Here is a 21,882-nt window from a genome sequence, read left to right as displayed (position 1 = left end):
ATCGCGCGCACAAAATTAACCACCGTGTATGTTGGCAACCTGTGTCGGGAAAACAGGAAGATCCAGCATCAGGTCCTCCACGGTCGCTCACCTCAGCGGAGGCCGAGAGCTGGCTCAATCTCGTCGACGGCGGGTGGGCCCTCTTCGCATGCGTCAACGACGAGTTCGTGAAGCGCGGAATGGCGTTGTCCGACCTGCGCATCCTCGAGGCGATCTCACAATCGCCGAAGCTGGGGGTCAGCGAGGTCGCCGACACCGTGCACATGCGGGTGAGCACGGTGTCGCGCATGATCGCGCGGCTCAGCGACGTCGGCGACGTCGAACGCCTCGAGTCCAAAGCGGACGGGCGGCACCGACTCGTCCGCCTCACCGAACAAGGCCACCGAACGCTCGCCACCCACGTCTCGCTCCGCGACCGCGTCATCCGCAGGTTCGTCGTCGACGCGATGAGCCCCGACGAGTTCGCCTGCCTCGGGACCGCATTCCGCAAGATCAGGGAGGCGGTCGACGCCGCCGAGGAGCCCTCTTCCTAGGGCACTCGACCGTCAGCCCCCTTCGCCCACCCAACCACCGGTCGACGTCAACCCGACCGGCAGACTTCGATCGACGTCTGCCGGTCGAGTTGAGGTTCGGCGGTCGGGCTCCGAGGTGAGGGTCAAGGCGACAAGCCGCGAAGGGCCCGCTCAGTCGATCGTCAGCAAGACCTTTCCGATCGCGTCGCCGCTGTTGAGGTGGTCGTGCGCGGCGGCGGCGTCGGCGAGCGGGAAGGTGCGGTCGACGACCGGCACGACCTTGCCGGATTCGATCAGCGGCCAGGTGCGGCCGACCGTCGCGGCGACCACCTCGGCCTTGCCGCCGGGTCCGTGGACGGGACGCGCACGCAGCGTCGTACCCATCACCGACAGCCGCTTGGCGAGCAGCAGGCCGATGGGGAGTTCGGCTTTCGTGCCGCCCTGCATACCGATGATGACCAGACGGCCGTCGGTGCTCAGGGCCTTGATGTTCGATGTCAGGTACTTGGCGCCGATGATGTCGAGGATGACGTCGGCGCCGCCGTTCTCCTTCAGGACCGCGGCGAAATCGTCACGCGTGTAGTCGATCAGGATCTCGGCACCGTACTCGCGGCAGCGTTCGAGCTTGGCCTGGGTGCGGGCGGTGACCGCGACCCGGGCGCCCATTGCATGCGCGAGCTGCGTCGCGTGGGTGCCGATGCCGCTGGACCCGCCGTGGATCAGGAGGAGTTCGCCGGTGGTCAGTCCCGCGGTGTCGAAGATGTTCGAGGACACGGTGCAGGCGACCTCGGGCAGCGCCGCCGCCGACACCAGGTCGACCCCGCGCGGGACCTGCATCACCTGCTCGGCGGGGACGGCCACCTTCTCCGCATAGCCCCCACCGGCCAGCAGGGCGCACACCTCGTCGCCCACCGCCCAGCCCGAGACCTGGTCACCGAGTGCGGAGATCCGCCCGGACACCTCGAGGCCGAGTGTCTCCGAAGCACCGGGCGGCGGCGGATAGTTCCCGGCGCGCTGGAGGATGTCGGCGCGGTTGACCCCGGCCGCGACCACGTCGATCACCACCTCACCGGCAGCCGGCGACGGGTCGGGCACGTCCTGCACGGACAGGTTCTCGGATTCGACGACGATGGCTTTCACCCTGTCGATGGTTCCACACCGACGGTCGGGCCGGTGTCGGGTCGGCGGCCGGGTCGAACCGGTGTCGCCTCGACGTCGGTAGGCGGACAATGGGCCCATGTCCACTGCGTTCTGGATCATCATCACCGTGGTTGCCATCTGCACGGTCGCCGGCGGGTTGCTGCGGATGCAGGCCTGGCTGCGGAAGCCGGCTCCACCCGAGGTGATCGAGGCGGCGCGGCGCGAGCGCGAGGCCGAGGACGACGACTGACCGGCCCGAGGTGCCCACGACCAGATGAGTGCCGGCGCGATGGGGTGGTGACGGCCGATGTCTGTGTTTCACGTACTCTTGCTGGTCAGGGAAGCGTGGCAGAGCGGCCGAATGCACTCGCCTTGAAAGCGAGCGTGGGTAAAACCACCGGGGGTTCAAATCCCTCCGCTTCCGCCAGGATCGTCGTGTCGGGCCCTCGCGAATGTGTACGTGAGGCACGACACGACCTGCTGCGTCCTAAGATCTTCGCCGTGCAGTTCTCGCGGTTCGTCGCCATCGGCGACAGTCAGACAGAGGGTCTGGGAGACCCGCACCCGGAGTACGAATTCCGCGGCTGGGCCGATCGGCTCGCCGAGCGTATGGCGGCGCTGAACCCGGATCTGCAGTACGCCAACCTGGCCATCCGCGGGAAGCGGACGCGGCAGGTCCTCGAGGATCAGCTGGAGCCGGCGCTCGCCCTCGAACCCGATCTCATCGCGGCACCGCTCGGTATGAACGACGTGATCGGCCGCTCCGACCTCGCCCAGGTCCGCGCCGATCTGGACACGATCTATCGCCGACTCGCGGAATCGGATGCCACGGTGATCGTCTCGACCTTCCCGAACATCGTCCGCACCATCCCGTTCGCCGGCCGCAAAGAACACCGGTTGCTGGAGCTGAACGAGATGAATCGCGAGTTCGCCGCGACCTACGGGTTCCTTCTGGTCGACCTCCACGCCGCGCCGGTGCTGACGGACCCACGGTCGTGGTCGTCGGACCGCCTGCACGCCTCGCCGTTCGGACACGAGCGGTTCGCCGACGCCGCAGCGCATGCTCTCGGTCTGCCCGACGCCACCGACGACTGGGGCAATCCGCTGCCACCTGCGCCGGTTCCGCATCCGGTGGCGGCCCTCGTTCGCGACACCCGGTGGGCGGTCGAGTTCTTCACGCCGTGGCTGATCCGCAAGCTCCGCGGGGTCTCCCTCGGCGACGGCCGCGAGCCCAAGAGGCCGTCACTGACCCCGATCGTCCTGCGCGACCACTGAGCCCTGCAACGGGCTCCGACGTGGTTGGTGCGCCACGGTCATTGCGGCAGTGCAACACTCAGATGCCGGGCGAAGAAGCGGCCGGCGTCCTCGCCCGCGTGCGGCGGGACCCCGGTGTGCCCGCCCATGTTCGCCTGCAGGGTCTTCTCCTCGGATGCGAGGGCGTCGAACAGTTCGAGGGCTCGTTGCCGGTCGTTCCAGGCATCGTCCCACTGCAGCAGGACGTGCACCGGGACGTCGACCTCGCGGGCCTCCTGCAATGTGGCGCGCGGCAGGTAGCTGCCGGCGAAGAGTCCGAGGGCGGCGATACGCGGCTCGACCAGGGCAAGGCGTACGCCGATCGCGGTCACACCACCCGAGTAACCGACCGGGCCGTCGACGTCGGGGAGAGTGAGCAGCGCGTCGATGGTCGCCTGCAGCTCTGGCACCGCCCTGTCGACGAGCGGGAGCACGAGCCGGTCGATGATGTCCTCGGTGACCGGTTGTCCGGCCGCCAGTGCAGTGCGGAGTTCGGTGCGGGCGTGATCGACGTCGGGTAGCGGGTCCCGGTGACCGCTGCCGGGAAGTTCGATCGTGGCGGTCGCGAAACCGCTGGTCGCGGCGCTGCGCGCCCTGGCCTCGAGTCGGGGGTGCATGCTCTGCAACCCGCCCGGGTGGCCGGCGAGGATGAGTGGAGCAGGTGTTGTGGGAGGCGTCCACAGCGTGCCGGGGATGCCGTCGATGACGAAGTCGCGTTCGAGGACGCCGTCGTCGAGGCGTCGTTCGGTGGTGAAATGCGCGGGGGAGAATGGCATGGTTCTGTCCTCGGGAGTGTTCGTATGCGGCGCTCCCGGACGACCTATCGCCCGACCGTGACCCCTGCGAGGAGCACCCACGTCGAATCGTTCACGGGTACCACCTCCTCGTTCTCGGCACAGTCTCCGGCCAGCATAACCCCGCGCACCCGTGGTTGGTGTCGGCCCGCGCGTGCCACTAACTTGAACGCGAGTGAGAGGTGTTCCATGAGTATCGACGGATTCACCGTTGCGTCGTTCAACGTCAACGGGATTCGGGCGGCGCGTCGACGCGGTTTCGACGATTGGCTGGCGCAGCGCAATCCCGATGTGGTGGGTCTGCAGGAGTTGCGGTGCGGAATCGACGACGTCGGAGAGTTCGCCGGCTACACCGCTGCCGTCGACGTCGGCACCATCCCAGGCCGGAACGGCGTCGCGATCCTGACCCGCAGCGCACCCGCCGCGGTGCGTACCTGGCTGACGCATCCCCCGAAAGCACGCGGCCTGAACGCCTTCGCGCTCGAAGGACGGTACGTCGAGGTCGACCTGGCGGACCGGCCGCTCACCGTCGCCAACATCTATCTACCCAAGGGTGGTCTGCCCGCGGAGCTGCAGCGTCCGGGGTCGATGCGGGAGAAGCCCGACGGCGGCGCCAAACATGCACGCAAGCAACGGTTCCTGGGGGCGTTCGCCCGTGAGCTGCAGCGCAACCGGCTCGAGGCACGACGTGCGGGGCGGGAGTTCCTGCTGCTCGGCGACCTCAACGTCGCCCATCTCGAACACGACGTCACCAACTGGCGTGCGGCGCGCAAGATGGAAGGCTTTCTGCCCGAGGAACGGGAATGGTTCGGGCAGATCACCGGACCGCGCCGCCTCGTCGACGTGGTACGCGCCCTCCACGGCGACCGTCCGGGGCCGCTGACCTGGTGGAGCTGGGCAGGGGAGTCCTTCGTCAAGGACGTCGGCTGGCGCATCGACCACCATCTCGCGACGCCCGGGCTCGCACGTCGGGCGCGGTGGGTCGAGGTCGACAAGGAAGCCGCACCCGAGATGCGGCTCTCCGACCATGCGCCTCTGGTCGTGGAGTACGCCGAGGTCGACGACGTGCAGCCGGCGTCCTCGGGCGGTCTGGCCCCCGCAGGTCCTCAGCTCGGCTGATAATCTCCCGCCGGTGACGAGCTCTGCACCGACCACCCGCGACGGCCTGGGCGCGCGCCTCCTGTTCACCCTGGCGCTCCTGTCGGCGACCGCGCCGATCGCAACCGACCTGTACCTGCCGTCGTTCATCGAGGTCCAGGACTCGCTGCACACCGACGCCACGCATGTACAGCTGACGCTGACCGCGTTCCTGATCGGTGTGGGTGTCGGCCAGGTCATCTGGGGGCCGATCTCGGACCGGTTCGGTCGACGACTCCCGCTCGTCATCGGCTCGGCCGGTGCGGTCATCGCCGGTGTGGTTGTGGTTGCGGCGCCGAACATCGAGGTGCTGATCGGTGCCCGATTCGTGCAGGCGCTCGCGGCGGCATCGGGAATGGTGATCGCCCGCGCGGTGATCGCCGACCTCCTCCGCGGCTTCGCCGGTGCCCGGTCGATGACGCTGATGATGAGCATCCAGAGTCTCGCGCCGGTCGTCGCACCGCTCGTGGGAGGCGTTCTGGCGGGCCATGTTCCGTGGCGCGGCATCCTCGCGGTGATCTTGGCGACCGCAGTGCTGCAGCTGATCGGCGCGGTCACCTCGGTGCCGGAGACCCTGCCGCAGGCGAGTCGCGCACCACGACTTCGGTTCGGGGACCTGCTCGGTCGGTTGAGGCGCCCGGCATTCATGGCCTATGTGCTGACGCAGGCCTTCGCGTTCGGGGCACTGATGGCGTATATCTCGAGCTCGTCGTTCGTCTACCAGAACGTCATCGGGACGTCGGAGCTGGTGTACGGCTGCGCCTTTGCGGCCAACGCCCTCGGAATGATGGGCGGCGGACTGATCTCGTCGAGGCTGGCGCGTCGGCAGATCCACCCCGCGACGACCATCAAGTGCAGCCTGCCCGTACTGGTCCTCGCCGCATTCGGGGTGCTCGGCGCAGCGGTGTCGCCGGTGCCGGCCCTGCTCGTCGTCCCGCTGTTCGTGCTCGCCACGGCGATCGGCTTCATCTTCGGCAATGCGGCCGCTCTTGCGATGGAACACACCCACGACGCCGCCGGCGCCGGCAGTGCCATGCTCGGCGGGATCATGTTCCTCGTCGGCGGAGCGCTGTCCCCGCTCGGCGGCCTCGCCGGTGACGACACCGCGGTCCCGATGGCCTGCATCATGATCGCCTCGTCGATCCTAGCGGCCGTCTGCTTCACGATCGCCCGGCGGTACGTCGTCCGCAACCCGGAATCCGAGGCAGCGTTCGCGAACGCTTGAGCCGAGCCGGAGGGATCACACGACGGTGAGCACCGCCTGCAGATACTCCCACTCCATGTGGCCGTCGGTGATGTACCGGTCGGCGAGCTCGGCGATGGCGGTGTCGAGTGCGGCGACCCGGGTCGGGTCGTCGGCGATGTTGCGGAAGGTCACGATCGTCGGGCCGTAGTGCGCCTTGAAGAAGTCCCGGAACGCGGCGCCGTCGGGGAACTCATCGATCCTCACGGTAGTGGTGGTGAATCGGTGATCGGTCACGCGGCCGTCGAACAGGGATCGCACGTGGTCGGTGCTGCCCCAGAGCGGGCCGGGCTGGGCACCGGGAGGCGGTGGCGGTGCGTATGGCTTCATGACACCGAACAACTCGCCGATGAAACCGGTTGGTGTCCAGTTGATCAGGCCGATCCGTCCGCCGGGTCGGACGACGCGGACGAGTTCATCGGCGCACTTCTGGTGGTTCGGCGCGAACATGACGCCGACGCAGGAGGTCGCGATGTCGAAGTCGTCCTCATCGAACGGGAGATCCTCGGCATCAGCGGTGCGCCAGGTGATGCCGAGATCCTTGTGCCGTGCCTCGCCGGTCTCCAACAGCTCGGGCGTCAGATCAGTGGCGACGACGTGACCGCCGGCCCGGGCCGCGGGAACCGCGACGTTGCCGGCACCGGCCGCGACGTCGAGGACCTTCTCGCCGGTCTGGATGTGCAAGGCGTCGACGAGGCGCCTGCCCAGAGGCGCGATCAGATCGGCGACGGCGGGGTAGTCACCCGCCGCCCACAGCTTGCGGTGCTTGGCCTTGATCTCGGCGTCGAACGGGGTGGGGTGGATTGTGGTCATGGTGAATCCTCGTGCTCGTGGTGTCTTCGGACATCTCGAGCTTCCGCCGTCCCGGCCACTTCTCTCCAGACCAACATCTGTACCGGAGCCGGTTCACATTCTGTACTGGTCAACGGGGTGCGGTGGGTGTGTACTTGGAGTCGACGACGTGAGGGAGGATTGCGATGACGTCGTACGGACAGTTCTGCCCCGTTGCGAAGGCGATGGAGTTGCTCGACGAACGCTGGACGATTCTGATCATTCGCGAAATGCTTCTGGGGAGTAGGCATTTCAACGAACTTCGACGCGGGGTGCCGAAGATGTCACCGGCGCTCCTGACCAAGCGATTACGCAGTCTGGAACGCGCCGGGGTGGTCCACAGATCGGAGGTCGGTGGTCGTTCGGTGTACACCCTGACGGCCATGGGGCAAGAACTCATGCCGGTGGTGGATGCGCTGAGCAAGTGGGGAATTCGCTGGGTCGGTGAGCTCGGCGACGCCGACCTCGATCCTCACCTGCTGATGTGGGACATGCGACGGACCATCCCGATCGACCGGTGGCCGCGTCGACGGACCATGGTGCAGTTCGTCTTTCGCGATGTGATCGGCAAGTCGCGATCCTGGTGGCTGGTCGTGTCGGCCGGCGACGCCCAGGTATGCGACTTCGACCCGGGGTACGAGGTGGACGCAACGGTCGAAACGGACCTGCGGACTCTCACCGAGATCTGGCGCGGAGACACCGACTGGCGCTGTGCGCTCACCGAGAGCCGTGTCGACATCCACGCGCCCGCCGACGTCGTCCGCGAGATCCCGTCATGGATCGGGCAGGGTCTCTCGGCGGCCATCCCGCGTCCCGCGTGAATCAGCGCAGTCCGACCGACCGCATCAGGATCGGCCAGGAGACAGCCAGCTCGTCCTTCCAGTAGCCCCACTTGTGGGTGCCGCTGGGTCGCAGGTTGGAGGTGTACGGGATGCCGAGGCGCTTCAGGCGATTGCTCATCTGCCCGGTGCAGGTCCAGCTGCCGAACTCGCCGATCATGCCCTGGAGGGTCTCGTCGATCGGGTCGGCGAGCAGGTTGTTGTACTTCCCGGGTAGTCCGTTGCCCGACGACATGTAGATGGTTTTGCCGCGCAGCTTCTCCGCGTTGACGTAGGGATCGTGGGCGCTCCACTCGGGGTCGCCCATCGGGCCCCACATGTTGTCCGCGTTACCGCCGCCGCGGCTCACGTCCCACCGGGTGAGCAGCTGGTTCTGGGGGCTTGAGATGTTGGCGCAGTCGCTGTAACCGGCCACCCCGCTGTAGAGCGCCGGGCGGCGTGTGGCGAGTGTGAGGGCCGCGACCCCGCCCATCGACGCCCCGGCGATGGCGTTGCGACCGTTGCCGCCGAATTCCCCGTCGATCAGCGGGGGTAGCTCCTCGGTCAGGAACGTCTCGTACATGTACTTCTTGCCGACGCCGGGATCGACTGCGCGCCAGTCGGTGTAGTAACTGTGCGGATCGCCGACCGGCGTCACGACGTTGAGCTTCTCGCCGGCGGCCAACTGCTGCAAATTCGTCATCGCGTACCAGCCGGACTCCTCGTCGTGCGCTTCGGCACCGTCGAGCAAGTACAGCGTCGGTCGCTTGGCGTCCCCGGCCGCAGGCTGGACGTCGACGGTGATCTCGCGACCCATCGACGGTGACCAGATCTGCAGGCGCTCACGGCCGTCGAAGGCGGCCGAGGAGACGATGCGAGCGGTGTTGTCGTCGGCGACGGCGGACGGGACTCCCGGGGTGAGTACGAGCGCGACGAGCAACGCTCCGACCGCGGCGAGTACTCCGATCACCGTGCGGTGTCGTCGCATGCGGCAGCCCCTGTCGTCGGTCGGTCGATCCGTCGAGTATGGGTCAGATGTGACAGAAGAGGCAGATGTTGTGACCGGATCGCAACGACGGGCACAGGATGGGCCCCGCCGCAGCCACAGCTAGGCGATGTCGCGCCGCAGCGTCGTGTACCGGCCGATCACCGCGAACACGGCGATGTAGGCGAGCATCACGAGAGCGCCGGCCCACTGCGGGAGCAGATCGCCGGCACCTTCACCCATGCTGGCGTAGAAACTCGTGCCGACCAGGGCGTCGGCCGCGGAGCCGGGCAGGAACTTCGACACCGACGCGGTGGCGTCGAACGCTGCCAGGGCGAGTCGGGCGATCGGTTCGACGAGCTGGGTGAACGCCAGCAGGATGACGATTGCGGCCACCTGATTGGAGACCACCGCGCCGAAGGCGACGCCAAGCGCCGTCCACAACACCATCACGAGCATCGACAGGACGATGACCTCGATGGTCGACGCGTCGCCGAGGTACGCGCCGTCGCCGACCAGGGCGAGGAGCGGGGCTGCCGTGGCCACGACCGCCAGTGTGCCGAGGATGCCGTACAGCGCGCCGATCGGGATGCCCGCGATCAGCTTCGCCAGCAACAGGACTCCGCGTCGTGGCTCCACCAGGAGGCTGGCGGTGATGGTCTTGTGGCGGAACTCGCCCGTCATCGCCAGACTGCCGATGACGAGCGCGAAGACGTAACCGATCGGTGAGGTCAGCGCGTAGATCGAACGGGCGAGGTCGCCGCCGGAGAGCAGCACCGGCTGGTTCATCGCGCTCTCGGAGTTCAGTGAGAAGGCGAGCACCGCACCGATGAAGGCCAGATACCCGACCATCGCGACGAGCAGCACCCACCACATGCGAGTGGAGACGAACTTGCGGTACTCCGCGACCAGCGCCGCCCTCATCGCACAGCTCCCATCGACGGCGTGGCCGAACCGGTCAGTTGCAGGAACACGGTCTCGAGATCGGCTCCGGCGTCGGAGAGTTCGTGCAACTCGATACCGGCACCGAAGGCCGCGGAGCCGACGGTGGCGGTGTCGACGCCGTGGACGCGGAAACCTCCGGGGGCGTCCTCGATCTGCCAGTTGCGCTCGCGCGCCAGTGCCACGAACGACGCGGGGCTCGGGGTGCGGACCCCGACCGCGTGAACGGCCAGGCCCTCGAAGTCGGCCAGCGTCGACGCGCGGATCAGCCGACCGTTCCCGATGACCACCACGTCGTCGACGGTGCTACGCACCTCGGCGAGAACATGACTCGACAACAGCACCGTCCGGCCCTCGCGGGCCAGCGACCGCAGCAGCCCGCGCAACCACACGATGCCCTGCGGATCGAGGCCGTTTGCCGGCTCATCGAGGATGATGACGCGCGGATCACCGAGGAGCGCGGTCGCCAGACCCAGGCGCTGGCGCATGCCCATCGAGTAACCGCCGACGCGGCGATCCGCGGCCGCGGTCAGCCCGACGTAGTCGAGGACCTCTTTGCACCGTGCCGTCGAGACACCGACCTGTGGTGCGAGCGCCGTCAGGTGGCCGAGCCCCGTGCGGCCCGGGTGAAAGCTCGACGCCTCCAGAGCCGCCCCGACCTCTCGTGCGGGCCGACGGATCTGGCGGTACGGGCGGTCGCCGATGAGTGCGCGTCCTGCCGTCGGCTCGACGAGCCCCAGCAGCATGCGCAGTGTGGTGGTCTTGCCCGAACCGTTCGGGCCGAGGAAACCGGTCACGCGCCCCGGCGCGACCGTGAAGGACAGATCGTCGACCGCGGTGACCGCGCCGAAGCGCTTGGTCAGCCCATCGATCGTGATGGCGGGGGAGTTCAACGTCGTGTCACAACCAATCGCGGCGTCGGAAGGAGAGGTAAAGACCCAGCACGACAACAACTATCAAACAGATGCTCATGATGAAACCGGAGTTGGCGAGATACCCCGGGAACGGCACGTTCTGTCCGTAGAAACCGGTGATCGCGGTCGGTACCGCGATGATCGCGGCCCAGGCGGTCAGTTTCTTCATCACGGTGTTCAGCCGCGCGTCGGCGAGTGTCAGGCTCGTCTCGAAGACAGTGGTGATCATGTCCCGCAACGACTCCGTCCACTCGGTCGCGCGCAGGGCGTGGTCGTAGAGATCGGAGAAGTGGGGGTCGAGTTCGGGCGGCGCGTGGTTCTCGAGACGACGCCGCTGGATGCCGGCGATCACCTCACGCATCGGGAGGACCACCCGTCGCAGCACGACGAGGTCCTTGCGCAGATCGTAGGTGCGGCGCTGGAGCTCCCGGCCCGGGACGCGCTCGTCGAAGAGCAGCGCCTCGAGGTCCTCGATCTCGTCGTCGAGCCGCTGCACAGCGTCGAAATGCCCATCGACGACGACATCGAGTAGGCCGTGGACGAGCGCGCCCATGCCGTATTGCATCGCGCCGCTCTCCGCCCAGCGGCGGACGACCTCGTCCATGTCGAAGTCCGGCGTCGGGCGCACGGTGATCAGGACGTTCCGTTTGATGAAGATCGAGATCCGGTGGAGGTCGAACATCCGGGCGCGGCCGTTCGCCGACGGTCCGAAGTTCGTCGTGGGCTGGTCCTCCGCGACATCGTCGGCCTCGGTCTGACCGGCCTCGCCGTCGTGCAGGGCGATCGCGTAGACCATGACGAACGTGTGGCCGGAGTACATCACCGTCTTCACGCGTTCGGCCGCCGCCACGGTGTCCTCCACCGCGAAGGGATCGAGGTCGAGTTCGGAAGCGACCCTCGACAGGGTCTCGTGGGTCGGGCACTCGAGGTCGGCCCAGATGAGGGTGTCGGGATCGTCGGCATCGAGACAGTCCGAGATCGCGTCGATGTCGAAGCCGTCCACGGCTTCGCCGCCGCGCCACAGCTGGCCGCGTACCCGCTCGTTCGCGTGCTGTCCGGTGTCGGCCTCGGCGGAATCGGTCATGCCCACATCGTGTCAGCCCGGCCACTCGCGTGAGCCCAGGTGAGGAGATCACGGTCACCCAGGGGTGTCCGGAACCGCGGGTAGCATCGGAACCGGTGTATGCGGAAACGGGGGCGCTCCGATTCTCCCAGGTAAGGCGGCAGTGGCATGGTCGAGTACGGCTCGAGAGGGCAGGGGCGGATGCCTGCGCGCAGCAGCGAGCAGATCCGGGAGTGGTGCGACCGGTCGGCACTGCCGGGTGAGCGCCGCGAGCTGTCCGACACCGCCGCGCTGCTCGTCGCTGCCGGTTACCTGACTCCCGGGGGCCGCGCGATCGTGGTGCGGAGGATCTCGACGGGCCGACCGATGCCGACGGTCCCCGCCGGTTTCGGTGACCTGCGCCGCCTGCAGCGCGCGATCGTCCAGCTCGAACACCAGCTGTCCAACCCGGTCGTCCCGAGTGTCGTGGGCGCGGTCATGCGCAACCGGCTGAACGGTCTCCAGCGACGCCGCGACGACGCACGCAAGCACATCGTGACCGCCAAGGGCGTCCTCGCCTCCGGAACGCGAGCGATCCGCCGCGAGCGTCGCGAGAACATCTACCTCGAGATCGAGGAACGCGAACGGCTCTTCTCCGGCCTGCTGTGCACGCCGACCCCCAACGTCAACTCCTCGGGCTACGTCCGACGCGCGGGCACCGCGGCCATCGACCGCATCGCCGGCGTCGTCGGGCAGGTCGCCGCGAAGTCGGGCAACCCGCAGGCCGGGCAGTGGGCCGATCAGCTCCTGACCAACGGTCGCGACTCGGCGCAGGCAGGCGCCCCGCGGTCGGCGACCTTCGTCGACGGCTACGAGACCCTGCTGTTCATCGCGGGCCACTACTACGACCGCATCGTCGGCAATCCCGCGTGGCGTTCGGATCACTTCGAGGTGCAGCGCACCCAGGTCAACCTGCATGCCGAGCTGGCCGAGATCGCCGCCGACGTGATCGCCCTCCGGGCGGTCCGCATCGACCTCGACCGCGCAAAGCGCAACGGCGGATTCGATCGCACCTTCGCGGCCCAGATAGACCAGCGGGAGACGACGCTCCGCCCGGTGTGGAGCGAACTCATCGATCGCGTCCAGGCACTCGGCGAGGTCGCGCACGTCGTCGAGTCGGCGGCCGTCGAACTCCAGGTGCTCGCCGAGTACAACAAGGCGATGACCCTGGACGACCGCATCGACGCGCTGATCGCGCGTTCGGGTGACCGGGAGATCTCCGTCGACAACGCCAAGCGCCTCAGCGAGCAGGTGCGCAGCGGTGAAGAGCAGCTTCGGATCTACCGGGATGTGTTGCAGGGCAACATCGCCCGGATCTCGCCGGCCGTGCCGCGAGAGCTACCGGCCCGCTACGAGCCGTCGTGACCAGGCCCTGAGGTAGTCCTTCTCGCCGGGGCTCAGGCGTCGCAGCGTGTGTTTCTCCACGTCGACGACGGCCATCTGGGTGCTCGCCACGCAGGCCGGGCGGCTCGCCGGGTCGGCGTGCGCACCCCGGATCTCGTAGCCGATGGTGAAGTCCACTGAGCGGAAGTTCTTGATCCACATGCCGATTCGCAGCGGCGAGTCGTCGTGTCGGAGTTGGGCCTGGTACCGGATGTCGACGTGGACGATCATCGCGCTGGTGATCAGCGGCGCGTACTCCTCGCCGGCACTGAGGAGCCAGGCGATGCGCGCCTCTTCCATGAGCGTGACCATGCGCGCGTGGTTGATGTGGCCGAAGGCGTCCATGTCCGACCACCGGACCCCGACCTCGGCGACGAACGCGTATCCGTCGTCGGCGAGCCCGCCGTCCTCGACATCGGTCTTCGCTGCGTTCATCGTCGACTTTCGCTCGGGGACAAAGAATGTGTGGCCCTTGGTATCGGATCGGCCACTTTCGGCACGTCTCGCCGTGCCGACCGGCAGGTAGTCTGACAGTCTAGATGTCCGCCACGTGTCCGGGATGTTCGGCGCGGAGCAGTTGTATGGCGAACGGTGACTTCCGGTGCGGTCGGGGTTCTGCCGGGTAGGGAGTTTGACGTGATATCGAGGCGTTTGATCGCGGGTCTCGCCAGTCTGGTGATGACGGCTGCGCTGACCCCCGTGGTGGCCCAGGCGGCACCGCGCACGACCGAGCCGAAACCTGTCGCGCGTATCGCGAAGACCGTGAAGTTGAGTGCGCAGCGCACCGACGTCTGGGTGTACTCCCCGGCCATGAAGGACCGCATCCGCGTCTCCGTCCTGACCCCGCCGGGTGCAACGGGCCCGCGATCGACGGTCTACATGCTCGACGGCGCCGGCAACTACAAGGACGTCAGCGACTGGATCACCAAGGGTCGTGCCGGGCGGTTCTTCGCCGACAAGAACGTGAACGTGGTGCTCCCCGCCGGAGCGTCGGGCACCTTCTACACCGACTGGAAGCGCAAGGACGCGAAGCTCGGCAAGCCGATGTGGGAAACGTTCCTGACCAAGGAGCTGCCCCCGCTCGTCGACCAACGGTTCAACGGCAACGGGCGCAACGCGATCATCGGACTGTCCATGGGCGGACAGGCGGCGTTCGCACTCACCGTCCGGAACCCGGCCATGTACACCGGCGTCGCGTCACTCAGCGGCTGTCCGCCGGTGTCGGGGCCGTTCAACGAGGCGTATGTGCGCTCGACGGTCGGCCGTGACGGCGGCGACGCGACCAACATGTGGGGCCCGTTCGGCTCCACCGGATGGCGGGCCCACGACCCGAGCCACCACCTGGACAAACTCCGCGGGAAAAACATCTTCCTCTCCGCCGGGTCGGGCGCCATCGGACCGCTCGATCTGCAACGCCGGATCGAACCCGAAGAGGGCACCAGGGACGTCGTGACGGCCTCGTCGTCGGCTCTGGAGCTGGGTGCCTACCGCTGCTCGCTCGAGTTCGCGGTGACCCTGCGGGCCGCCCGCATCCCGTACACCGACGGTTTCCGCCTCATCGGCACCCACACGTGGGCGTACTGGGAGCGCGACCTCGCGGTCGCGTGGCCGACGATCGCGCGGGGTCTCTAGCTAGGCCCGCCGTCCGCCCCAGTTCTCGGCGAACGCGAGGAAGACGTCACCCTCGACGGCGTTGGTGACCGTCACGCGCACACCGTCACCGTCGAACGGGCGGATCACCACACCGGCGTCGACGCCGGCCCGCGCGAACTCCATCGCAGCGTCGCCCAGATCGAGCCACACGAAGTTGGCCTGTGAATCGGGTACCCGGTAGCCGGCGGCACGCAGCCGCTCGGTCACGCGGGCGCGTTCGGCGACCACGGCGTCGGTCCGGGCGACGAGCTCGTCCGCGGCCTCGAGGCTCGCGAGCGCGGCCGCCTGGGCGACGCTGCTCACCGAGAACGGCACATGGACCTTGCCGAGTGCGGTGATCACCTCGGGGTCGGCGATCGCATAACCGACGCGGAGACCGGCGAGGCCGTACGCCTTGGAGAAGGTGCGCAAGATCACGAGGTTCGGGAATTCGCGACGCAGTTCGAGCGCGTCGTAGGCCTGGCTCTCCGGCAGGCGCAGGTACTCGAAGTACGCCTCGTCGAGCACGACGAGGATGTCCGACGGCACCTTCTGCAGGAAGGCGCGGAGGTCGGCTGCTTCGACGACGGTGCCGGTCGGGTTGTTCGGGTTGCACACGAAGATGAGCCGGGTCCGGTCGGTGACGGCGGCGGCCATCGCGTCTAGGTCGTGGGTCAGGTCGCCGGTGAGCGGCACCTGTACCGGCGTCGCCCCCGCGACCCGCGTGGCCAGCGGGTAGGTCTCGAACGAACGCCAGCCGAAGACGACCTCGTCGCCGGGGCCGCTGGTTATGTTGATCAGGTTCTGGCAGAGGATGACCGATCCGCAGCCCACCTGGACCTCGTCCTCGGTGACGCCGAGTTTCTTGGCGAGCGCCGCGGTGAGTTCGACGATCCCGCTGTCGGGGTAGCGGTTGACTCCGGCCGCGGCTGCGGCGATGGCGTCGACGACGCTCGGTAGCGGACCCTCGGTGACCTCGTTGCTCGCGAGCTTCACGGCCCCGCGAAACGTCTTGCCCGGAACGTAGACGGGAAGGGTGTCGAGATCGGGGCGGATTCGCAGGCTCACCAGACCAATGTAGGCCGACCCGTCAGAGGGGCAAAAACCGGCTCTGACCAAACGGTTTGCTTGTGGACGCGGCGGGTGTGTAATCTTTCGTCCGGCAGTTCGAAAGGACTCCGCCAAGGAGGCGTGCCAGAGCGGCCGAATGGGACTCACTGCTAATGAGTTGTCTCGCTAAAACGGGACCGGAGGTTCAAATCCTCTCGCCTCCGCCACCGCAGTCGGCCGACGGCGGTACAACTGAATAACACGCGCCCGTAGCTCAACGGATAGAGCATCTGACTACGGATCAGAAGGTTTGGGGTTCGAATCCCTACGGGCGCACAGAGAGAAACCCGCCACCGGTGACCGGTGGCGGGTTTCTTCGTTCATGACCGAGGTGATCTACGTCTCTGTGGTGAGTACCACCAATTCGTTCGTCGCCCGCGTCATCGCCACATATCGGTCCACGGCTCCTTCGATGCCCTCACCGAAGGACTCCGGATCGACCAGCACCACAAGATCGAACTCGAGTCCCTTGGCGAGGGTCGGGGTCAACGACCGGACCCGCTCGTTCCCGGCGTATCCCGGGTCGCCGATCACACAGACCGTGCCGTGGTCGTGCTCGGACAGCCAGCGGTCGACGACGGCCGCGAGCTCGGATCGTCGTCCGTACCGTACGGGCAGACCGGTGCGGCGTACCGAGGTCGGGACGTTGGCGTCGGGCAGCGCGGCACGGATGACCGGTTCCGCGGCGGCCATGATCTCCTCGGGCGTCCGGTAGTTGATGGTCAGACTCGACAGGGCGACGTCGTCGAACCCGACTCGCCGCAACCGATCCGACCATGACTCGGTGAACCCGTGGCGCGCCTGAGCACGGTCGCCGACCACCGTGAAGCTCTTCGACGGGCAGCGGCTGAGCAGCATCTGCCACTGCGCGTCGGTCAGCTCCTGTGCCTCGTCGACGACGATGTGCGCGAACGGTCCGGCCAGCGGGTCCGGCGTGCCCGTGTCGGCCACGACGCCGTCGTCGAGCGCGTTGCGCAGGTCCTCGCCGCGGAGCATCGTCATCAGGCCCTCACCGTCGTCGTGCACGCCGGCGGCGATCAGGTCGTCGACCACCTGACTCATGCGCTCGTGCTCGGTCTCCACGGCCGCGCGACTGCGCCGTCTGCGCAGGGCGGCTTCGGGGTCCCCGACCCTACGTCGTGCGGCGTCGAGCAGGGGGAGGTCGGCGTCGGTCCAGGCGTCGGGGACGTCGCGCTGCAGGGCACGCACCTCGTCCGGCGACAGCCATGGTGCAGACCGGCGCAGGTAGGCGGGCACCGACCACAGGTCGCCGACGATGTCCGCAGGCTGCAGAACCGGCCACGCGCGATGGAACGTCGACGTGAGCTCCTGGTTGGTGGCCAGCGCCCGCCTCAGTGCGTGGAAGGGAACCTCGTTGTCGTGCTTGGCGGCGATGATCGAGACGAGTTCCTCCCACACCTCGTCGCGGCCGTCGTTGTGCGGCGTCCCCGGCTCGGGCACGTCGAAGGCCTCGGCCCAGCCCGCTGCCGTGAGAGTGACCTCGGCCCAGGGGGTTTCGACGACGAGCGGCGTCGTGGGTGGTTGTTCGTAGAAGGCGACCGCCGGCTCGACGGCCGTGACCATCCGCGCAGACGACTTCAACTGTGCCACGCGGTCATCGGATTCCGTTGTCGCCGAATCGCCTTCGACGACGAGGTCGGACAGGGTGCAGGTCTGCACGCTCTCCTCGCCGAGGCTCGGCAGTACATCGGCGACGTAGGCGAGGTACGGGCGGTGCGGACCGACGACGAGAAGTCCTCCACGGTTGCCGGCGAGGCGGGGGTCGGCGTAGACGAGATAGGCCGCCCGGTGCAGGGCCACGACCGTCTTGCCCGTGCCGGGGCCGCCGTCGACGACCAGCGCCCCGTGCGAACCGGCGCGGATGATCGCGTCCTGGTCGGCGGCGATCGTGCCCAGCACGTCCCGCATCCGCGGCGAACGAACTGCGCCGAGATCCGCGATGAACGCCGACTGGTCGTCGAGTGCGGCGTGACGGTCGAGGACCGCAGGGTCGTCGACGAAGACCTCATCCCAGTAGTCGGTGATGCGACCGCGCGTCCACCGGTAGCGGCGTCGACTGACGAGCCCCGCGGGATCGCGCAGGGTGGCGGCGAAGAACGGTGCCGCCACCGGTGTGCGCCAGTCGACGAGCAGGGTCTCGCCGGTGGAGTCCGTCAGGCCGAGTCGGCCGATGTAGAGCACCTCACCGTCGGTGCCGACGATGCGACCCAGACACGCCTCGAGGCTGAAACGCTGCAGGGCGCGTACGCGGGAGAGGGTTTCGTGGATCTCGAGATCACGGTCGAGGGCCCGGCGACCGCCGCCGCCCTCGGACCGGCGGAGCGCCTCGATCCGGCCGGTCGCGTCGGCGATGCTCTCGGCGAGACTCGTGGCGATCGTGGCGAAGTGGCGCTCGTCGTCGGCGATGAGAGCGGGGTCGGCTTTGGCGGACAGTCTGGGCGGGAGGTCGAAGGCGGTGCTGGGTTCAGGGGCGAGCGGCGTGGACGGCACGGACAAAGAGGCTCCGATGATGCGATGTGGATGGGACTTCCGGCAGGTGGGAAGGCGATTCTGCACCCTGCAGGGGGTCTTGCGGCAAGGCCCCGTCCAGCGCTTATGGTGAAGAGGGAAGAACATTCGGACACCTGGTGCGTTCTGGATTCAGACGCGCCGACCGTATCTGTTGCACGGTGTTTCCAGATGTGTGAAGGTGTCATCAGTTCACTCGTTGAACGATTTCGGTGGGGCCTGTCAGGGGGCTGCCGCCCCCGGGTATGGGGGTAGGGGCGGCAGCGCGGCGTCGGTCGACGTGGATTCCGCAGTGACACCAAGCCTCAAGTGCCGCCTTCGATCTGATCCGGTCAACCGGTTTGCTATGTGCTGAGCCTCGCGTGACCTGTTTTTCCGGACCGCGCGGGGTCACCGGAACCACGACCCGCCGTAAGGTCGAAGACAGACGACACTTCGACCGGAGGCCGACGATGGGACAGCCGTACAGCGGGCCGAACCGCGACGCCCGCGACCCGCGGGATCGTGGCGACGACCCGTACACGCAGACACCCGTGTCGCCGCAGCTGTATCCGCCGCTCGGTTACGCCCCGGACGGCACCGCCCTGTTCACCCCCGGCCAGCCGACGAACACCGAACTCCGGATCGCCGAGCAGGCCGAGCGCGAACAGGCCCGCGCCGCCGCCGAGTCGGCACCCGGGGCGGACGACGAGGCCCGCATCCCGAAGGTGTCCACCACGTCGCTCATCGTCTGCCTCGGACTCGTCGTGCTGGTCGCAGTGGCGATAGTCGGGTTCAGCGGCATGTTCCGGAACGAGCCCACCGAGCCGCCGCTCGCCGACCCGCCCACCACGATCGACACGGTCCCGCTTCCGCGCACGTTCGAACCGCCGCGGTTGACCCCCGAGGGGCCCGGCCGGTCGGCGCCCGGCGGACCCGACCAGCGCGTCAACCCGCAGGACAAGCCGGTGACCTACGAGGTCGCCATCGACGGTCAGGCGACCATCCTCTACGTCGACTCGATGGGCCTGCGGTCGGAGTTCGCGCCGTCGAATCCGTGGAGTGTCGAGTTCACCGGCGGCGACAATCCGTTGCGCCTGCTCGTGATCGCCGGGACGGGGAGCGGTGCCAAGTGTTCGATCACTGTCGACGGTGAGGTGGTCGTCGAGGACACCGTGACGGCGTCGTCGGCCCGCCGCACCGCCTCCTGTATTGCCTGACCGGCCGTGACGGGCGTCTCCGTGGTCGTCCACCTGATGGAGTGACCAGCACGTCCGATGTGTGATCGGCCCGTCGGCTCGCTACCGTAGTCGTGTGAGTTCCCCGCAGACAGCCCCCGACAGTGGGCAGTCCTCCGCCTCCACGGACGAGTTCAAGACAGTGCTGACGTGGCGTGGTGAGGACACCGATCGGCTCGAACAGGTGCGCTTGGTCGTCTCCGGCTCGCGCGTGAAGGCCTACGGCCGGATCATCGCCGCCGAGACCGACGACCACGAGGCCTTCTCGGCGTCGTACGAGTTGCAGACCACGGAGTCCGGCGTCACCAAACGCCTCACCGTGCACCTCATCTGCGAAGCGGGGGAGACCCAATTCGGCATCACCCGCGACAACGAGGGCACTTGGCTCATCCGGCGTCCCGACGGCGAGATCATCCAGTCGGACTTCGACGGTGCCGAGGACGTCGACCTCGCCCTGTCGCCGATGTTCAACGCGCTCCCGCTGCGCCGCAAGGCGCTGACCGCGGCAGACGGGGCCGTCGACGTCCCGGTCGTGTACATGTACCTGCCGAGCGGCGAGGTCAAGGCGGCGACGATGTCCTACACCGCCACCGCGACCGGCATCGACCTCGTGTCGCCGCTCGCGACCACCACGATCACCCTCGACGAGAACGGTTTCGTCGCCGACTACCCGGGACTCGCCCGCAGGGTCTGACTAACCCACCCAGACCCGGCCCTGGTGGGCCTGGCGGCGGAGTTCCTCCTGCCAGCCCGGCTCGCCGATGGTCACCCCGCTGATCGGTTCCGGCTCGCCCTCGTGCAGTCGTTCGTATGCGACGCGTGCGCGATGCCCGTCGTCGATCAGGATCTCCGTGGTCCCGTGGTCGCGCAGCTCGTCGCGCGCGGCGATCAGCCGGTCGATGGTCTCGCTGAGCACGTTCAGGACGGCGACGCCGTTGGCCTCGATCATCGCCCGCTGCAGCGCGGGGGCGGTTCCGGCGACTCGGGTCCCGTCGCGGAAACTGCCGGCCGCCAGACGCAGGGCGAGGTCGCTCTCGCCGGCGCCGACCGCGGCGGTCGCGGCCGCCGTGAGATGCGGCATGTGCGAGATCGCGGCAACGGCACGATCATGGGCGTCGGGCGCCACCGGCACCACCTGCGAGCCCGCCAGCCGGGCGATCGACGCGACGGCCAGCCAGTCGTCGGCGTTGCTGTGGTCGGTCGTGGTGACCGCCCACATCGCTCCGCGGAACAGTGTCGGATCGGTCGCCGACCAGCCGGATCGGCTCGTCCCGGCCATCGGATGACCGCCGACGTAGCGCGCACCGGGATGCGCACGGGCGATCACCTTCTCGACTTCCTGCTTGACGCTGATGACGTCGGTGAGCAACGCGCCGGGCGCATGTTCGGCGATGGCCGCGACGATCGGTTCGATCGTCGTGACCGGCGTCGCCAGCACCACAACGGCATCCGTCTCGGCCGCCCGGCGCAGGGTGGCGACGAGGTCCGTCGACGCCTGGTAACCGTCGGCGGTCGCTGCGTCGACGGTCGCCGACGATCGGTTGTAGCCGAACGTTTCGTGGCCGGCGTCGTGCAGGACGCGCAGCAGCGAGCCACCGATCAGACCCAGACCCAACACGCACACCGGCGTCGTGGGCGCAGAACGCGAGGACGACGAGTCAGCAGTCACGCTGACAACGTTCCCATACCTTGATCGATGCCCGTCCCGGGACTTGGGACTGCCGGTGATAGCGGCTACGGTTTCTCCATGGCCGGTGCCGGATTTGGGAAGTCGGGGTCGAACGCGCAAGACGTGGACGACGACATCGACGGTTTCGCCGTTGCGGTGGTCCGTGACGAGAGCGGATGGAAGGTCTCCGCGCTCAAGCCGTCGGCGCTCACCGATCTCGAGGACGCCGAAAGACAACTTCGTGAGCTCCGTTCCGCCGGTGCGGTCTTCGGCCTGCTCGACGTCGACGACGAGTTCTTCATCGTCATCCGTCCCGCGCCGGCGGGTGCTCGTATGCTGCTCTCCGATGCGACCGCGGCGATCGACTACGACGTCGCGGCCGACGTCCTCGACGCCCTGAACCTCGACGTCCCGGACATCGACCCGGACGAGCTCGACACCATCGACCCGTGGGAGGAAGGCGACCTCGCCGTCCTCGCCGACCTGGGCCTGCCCGACGCGGTGATGAGCATCATCGTCGGCGACACCGACCTCTACGCCGACGAGCAGCTCGGCATGATCGCCGCCCGACTCGGCTTCGCCGACGAGCTGGGCAAGGTTCTCGACTCTCTCGGACACTGACCGGCGCCCG

Annotated in this window: 22 protein-coding genes and 3 tRNA genes; 14 read left to right on the top strand and 11 right to left on the bottom strand. The window is 68.1% G+C overall.

Going from position 1 to position 21,882, the window contains the following annotated elements; genetic code table 11:
• Positions 1 to 41 precede the first annotated feature (41 nt).
• Positions 42 to 533 (top strand): MarR family winged helix-turn-helix transcriptional regulator, encoded by a 492-nt coding sequence (locus tag LQD00_RS12005; protein WP_232717442.1) that lies wholly within the window; start codon positions 42 to 44, stop codon positions 531 to 533.
• 150 nt (positions 534 to 683) lie between these two features.
• On the opposite strand, the gene LQD00_RS12000 is transcribed toward LQD00_RS12005, so the two are convergent.
• On the bottom strand, positions 684 to 1,652 hold the full coding sequence (locus tag LQD00_RS12000; RefSeq protein WP_232717440.1) for an NAD(P)H-quinone oxidoreductase: 969 nt from the start codon (positions 1,650 to 1,652) through the stop codon (positions 684 to 686).
• 97 nt (positions 1,653 to 1,749) lie between these two features.
• Here LQD00_RS12000 and LQD00_RS11995 point away from each other — a divergent pair, with 97 nt between their 5' ends.
• The 3 genes from LQD00_RS11995 (at position 1,750) to LQD00_RS11985 (ending at position 2,927) form a co-directional block, all read left to right on the top strand.
• Positions 1,750 to 1,902: a hypothetical protein gene (locus LQD00_RS11995; RefSeq protein WP_006867125.1), complete on the top strand. Its 153-nt coding sequence runs from the start codon at positions 1,750 to 1,752 to the stop codon at positions 1,900 to 1,902.
• Between the two features lie 89 nt (positions 1,903 to 1,991).
• Positions 1,992 to 2,079: transfer RNA gene (locus LQD00_RS11990), tRNA-Ser, on the top strand.
• A gap of 74 nt (positions 2,080 to 2,153) precedes the next feature.
• Positions 2,154 to 2,927, top strand: a complete 774-nt coding sequence (locus tag LQD00_RS11985) for an SGNH/GDSL hydrolase family protein (protein ID WP_232717438.1) — start codon at positions 2,154 to 2,156, stop codon at positions 2,925 to 2,927.
• Between the two features lie 38 nt (positions 2,928 to 2,965).
• Here the strand turns inward: LQD00_RS11985 and LQD00_RS11980 are convergent, their stop codons facing one another.
• Positions 2,966 to 3,721: a dienelactone hydrolase family protein gene (locus LQD00_RS11980; protein ID WP_232717436.1), complete on the bottom strand. Its 756-nt coding sequence runs from the start codon at positions 3,719 to 3,721 to the stop codon at positions 2,966 to 2,968.
• Between the two features lie 207 nt (positions 3,722 to 3,928).
• Here LQD00_RS11980 and LQD00_RS11975 point away from each other — a divergent pair, with 207 nt between their 5' ends.
• Together LQD00_RS11975 and LQD00_RS11970 are read left to right on the top strand one after the other, a co-directional pair.
• Entirely contained in the window at positions 3,929 to 4,858 is a 930-nt protein-coding gene (locus LQD00_RS11975; protein WP_232717434.1) for an exodeoxyribonuclease III, read from the top strand.
• A 13-nt stretch (positions 4,859 to 4,871) separates the two neighbouring features.
• Positions 4,872 to 6,101 (top strand): multidrug effflux MFS transporter, encoded by a 1,230-nt coding sequence (locus tag LQD00_RS11970; protein WP_232717432.1) that lies wholly within the window; start codon positions 4,872 to 4,874, stop codon positions 6,099 to 6,101.
• A gap of 15 nt (positions 6,102 to 6,116) precedes the next feature.
• Here LQD00_RS11970 and LQD00_RS11965 read toward each other — a convergent pair whose 3' ends face one another.
• Complete coding sequence (locus tag LQD00_RS11965) at positions 6,117 to 6,932, bottom strand: class I SAM-dependent methyltransferase (RefSeq protein WP_232717431.1); 816 nt, start codon at positions 6,930 to 6,932, stop codon at positions 6,117 to 6,119.
• 164 nt (positions 6,933 to 7,096) lie between these two features.
• On the opposite strand from LQD00_RS11965, the gene LQD00_RS11960 reads away from it, so the two are divergent.
• Positions 7,097 to 7,771, top strand: a complete 675-nt coding sequence (locus tag LQD00_RS11960) for a winged helix-turn-helix transcriptional regulator (protein ID WP_232717430.1) — start codon at positions 7,097 to 7,099, stop codon at positions 7,769 to 7,771.
• 1 nt (position 7,772) lies between these two features.
• Here LQD00_RS11960 and LQD00_RS11955 read toward each other — a convergent pair whose 3' ends face one another.
• From LQD00_RS11955 to LQD00_RS11940, 4 genes are all read right to left on the bottom strand, one after another.
• Positions 7,773 to 8,756 (bottom strand): alpha/beta hydrolase, encoded by a 984-nt coding sequence (locus tag LQD00_RS11955; protein WP_232717428.1) that lies wholly within the window; start codon positions 8,754 to 8,756, stop codon positions 7,773 to 7,775.
• Between the two features lie 120 nt (positions 8,757 to 8,876).
• Positions 8,877 to 9,677 carry an ABC transporter permease subunit gene (locus LQD00_RS11950; protein WP_232717427.1) on the bottom strand — a complete coding sequence of 267 codons (801 nt, stop codon included), beginning with the start codon at positions 9,675 to 9,677 and terminating at the stop codon, positions 8,877 to 8,879.
• Positions 9,674 to 10,588, bottom strand: coding sequence for an ABC transporter ATP-binding protein (locus LQD00_RS11945; RefSeq protein WP_232717425.1), 915 nt, complete (start codon positions 10,586 to 10,588; stop codon positions 9,674 to 9,676). The genes LQD00_RS11950 and LQD00_RS11945 overlap by 4 nt, the downstream gene beginning before the upstream one ends.
• 7 nt (positions 10,589 to 10,595) lie before the next feature.
• Positions 10,596 to 11,693 carry a magnesium transporter CorA family protein gene (locus LQD00_RS11940; protein ID WP_232717424.1) on the bottom strand — a complete coding sequence of 366 codons (1,098 nt, stop codon included), beginning with the start codon at positions 11,691 to 11,693 and terminating at the stop codon, positions 10,596 to 10,598.
• Positions 11,694 to 11,840: 147 nt separating this feature from the next.
• On the opposite strand from LQD00_RS11940, the gene LQD00_RS11935 reads away from it, so the two are divergent.
• The gene (locus LQD00_RS11935) at positions 11,841 to 13,076 is read left to right on the top strand and encodes a hypothetical protein (protein ID WP_232717422.1); all 1,236 of its coding nucleotides are present in this window, start codon (positions 11,841 to 11,843) and stop codon (positions 13,074 to 13,076) included.
• Here LQD00_RS11935 and LQD00_RS11930 read toward each other — a convergent pair.
• Positions 13,050 to 13,529 carry an acyl-CoA thioesterase gene (locus LQD00_RS11930; protein ID WP_232717421.1) on the bottom strand — a complete coding sequence of 160 codons (480 nt, stop codon included), beginning with the start codon at positions 13,527 to 13,529 and terminating at the stop codon, positions 13,050 to 13,052. The two genes, LQD00_RS11935 and LQD00_RS11930, sit on opposite strands and share 27 nt — an antisense overlap.
• A 204-nt stretch (positions 13,530 to 13,733) precedes the next feature.
• Between LQD00_RS11930 and LQD00_RS11925 the strand changes: the two genes are divergently transcribed.
• The gene (locus LQD00_RS11925; RefSeq protein ID WP_232717537.1) at positions 13,734 to 14,726 is read left to right on the top strand and encodes an alpha/beta hydrolase; all 993 of its coding nucleotides are present in this window, start codon (positions 13,734 to 13,736) and stop codon (positions 14,724 to 14,726) included.
• Here LQD00_RS11925 and hisC read toward each other — a convergent pair whose 3' ends face one another.
• A complete protein-coding gene (hisC, locus tag LQD00_RS11920; RefSeq protein WP_232717419.1) occupies positions 14,727 to 15,794 on the bottom strand; it encodes a histidinol-phosphate transaminase in 1,068 nt (355 codons plus the stop codon).
• A 117-nt stretch (positions 15,795 to 15,911) separates the two neighbouring features.
• Between hisC and LQD00_RS11915 the strand changes: the two genes are divergently transcribed.
• Positions 15,912 to 16,003 (top strand) — tRNA-Ser (locus LQD00_RS11915).
• Between the two features lie 36 nt (positions 16,004 to 16,039).
• Positions 16,040 to 16,112 (top strand) — tRNA-Arg (locus tag LQD00_RS11910).
• Positions 16,113 to 16,172: 60 nt separating this feature from the next.
• On the opposite strand, the gene helR is transcribed toward LQD00_RS11910, so the two are convergent.
• Positions 16,173 to 18,353, bottom strand: coding sequence for an RNA polymerase recycling motor ATPase HelR (helR, locus tag LQD00_RS11905; RefSeq protein ID WP_232717417.1), 2,181 nt, complete (start codon positions 18,351 to 18,353; stop codon positions 16,173 to 16,175).
• A gap of 464 nt (positions 18,354 to 18,817) precedes the next feature.
• Here helR and LQD00_RS11900 point away from each other — a divergent pair, with 464 nt between their 5' ends.
• Positions 18,818 to 19,564, top strand: coding sequence for a hypothetical protein (locus tag LQD00_RS11900; protein ID WP_232717416.1), 747 nt, complete (start codon positions 18,818 to 18,820; stop codon positions 19,562 to 19,564).
• Positions 19,565 to 19,625: 61 nt separating this feature from the next.
• On the top strand, positions 19,626 to 20,276 hold the full coding sequence (locus tag LQD00_RS11895; protein ID WP_232717415.1) for a putative glycolipid-binding domain-containing protein: 651 nt from the start codon (positions 19,626 to 19,628) through the stop codon (positions 20,274 to 20,276).
• Here the strand turns inward: LQD00_RS11895 and LQD00_RS11890 are convergent, their stop codons facing one another.
• A complete protein-coding gene (locus tag LQD00_RS11890) occupies positions 20,277 to 21,251 on the bottom strand; it encodes a prephenate dehydrogenase (RefSeq protein WP_232717413.1) in 975 nt (324 codons plus the stop codon).
• 78 nt (positions 21,252 to 21,329) lie between these two features.
• On the opposite strand from LQD00_RS11890, the gene LQD00_RS11885 reads away from it, so the two are divergent.
• Positions 21,330 to 21,872: a tRNA adenosine deaminase-associated protein gene (locus LQD00_RS11885; protein WP_232717411.1), complete on the top strand. Its 543-nt coding sequence runs from the start codon at positions 21,330 to 21,332 to the stop codon at positions 21,870 to 21,872.
• Positions 21,873 to 21,882: the final 10 nt, after the last annotated feature.

The organism is Gordonia metallireducens (assembly GCF_021245825.1).
Taxonomy (GTDB): domain Bacteria; phylum Actinomycetota; class Actinomycetes; order Mycobacteriales; family Mycobacteriaceae; genus Gordonia; species Gordonia namibiensis.
The sequence above is the reverse complement of the archived record's forward strand: the minus strand, read 5'-3'. Positions and strand labels throughout refer to the sequence as shown.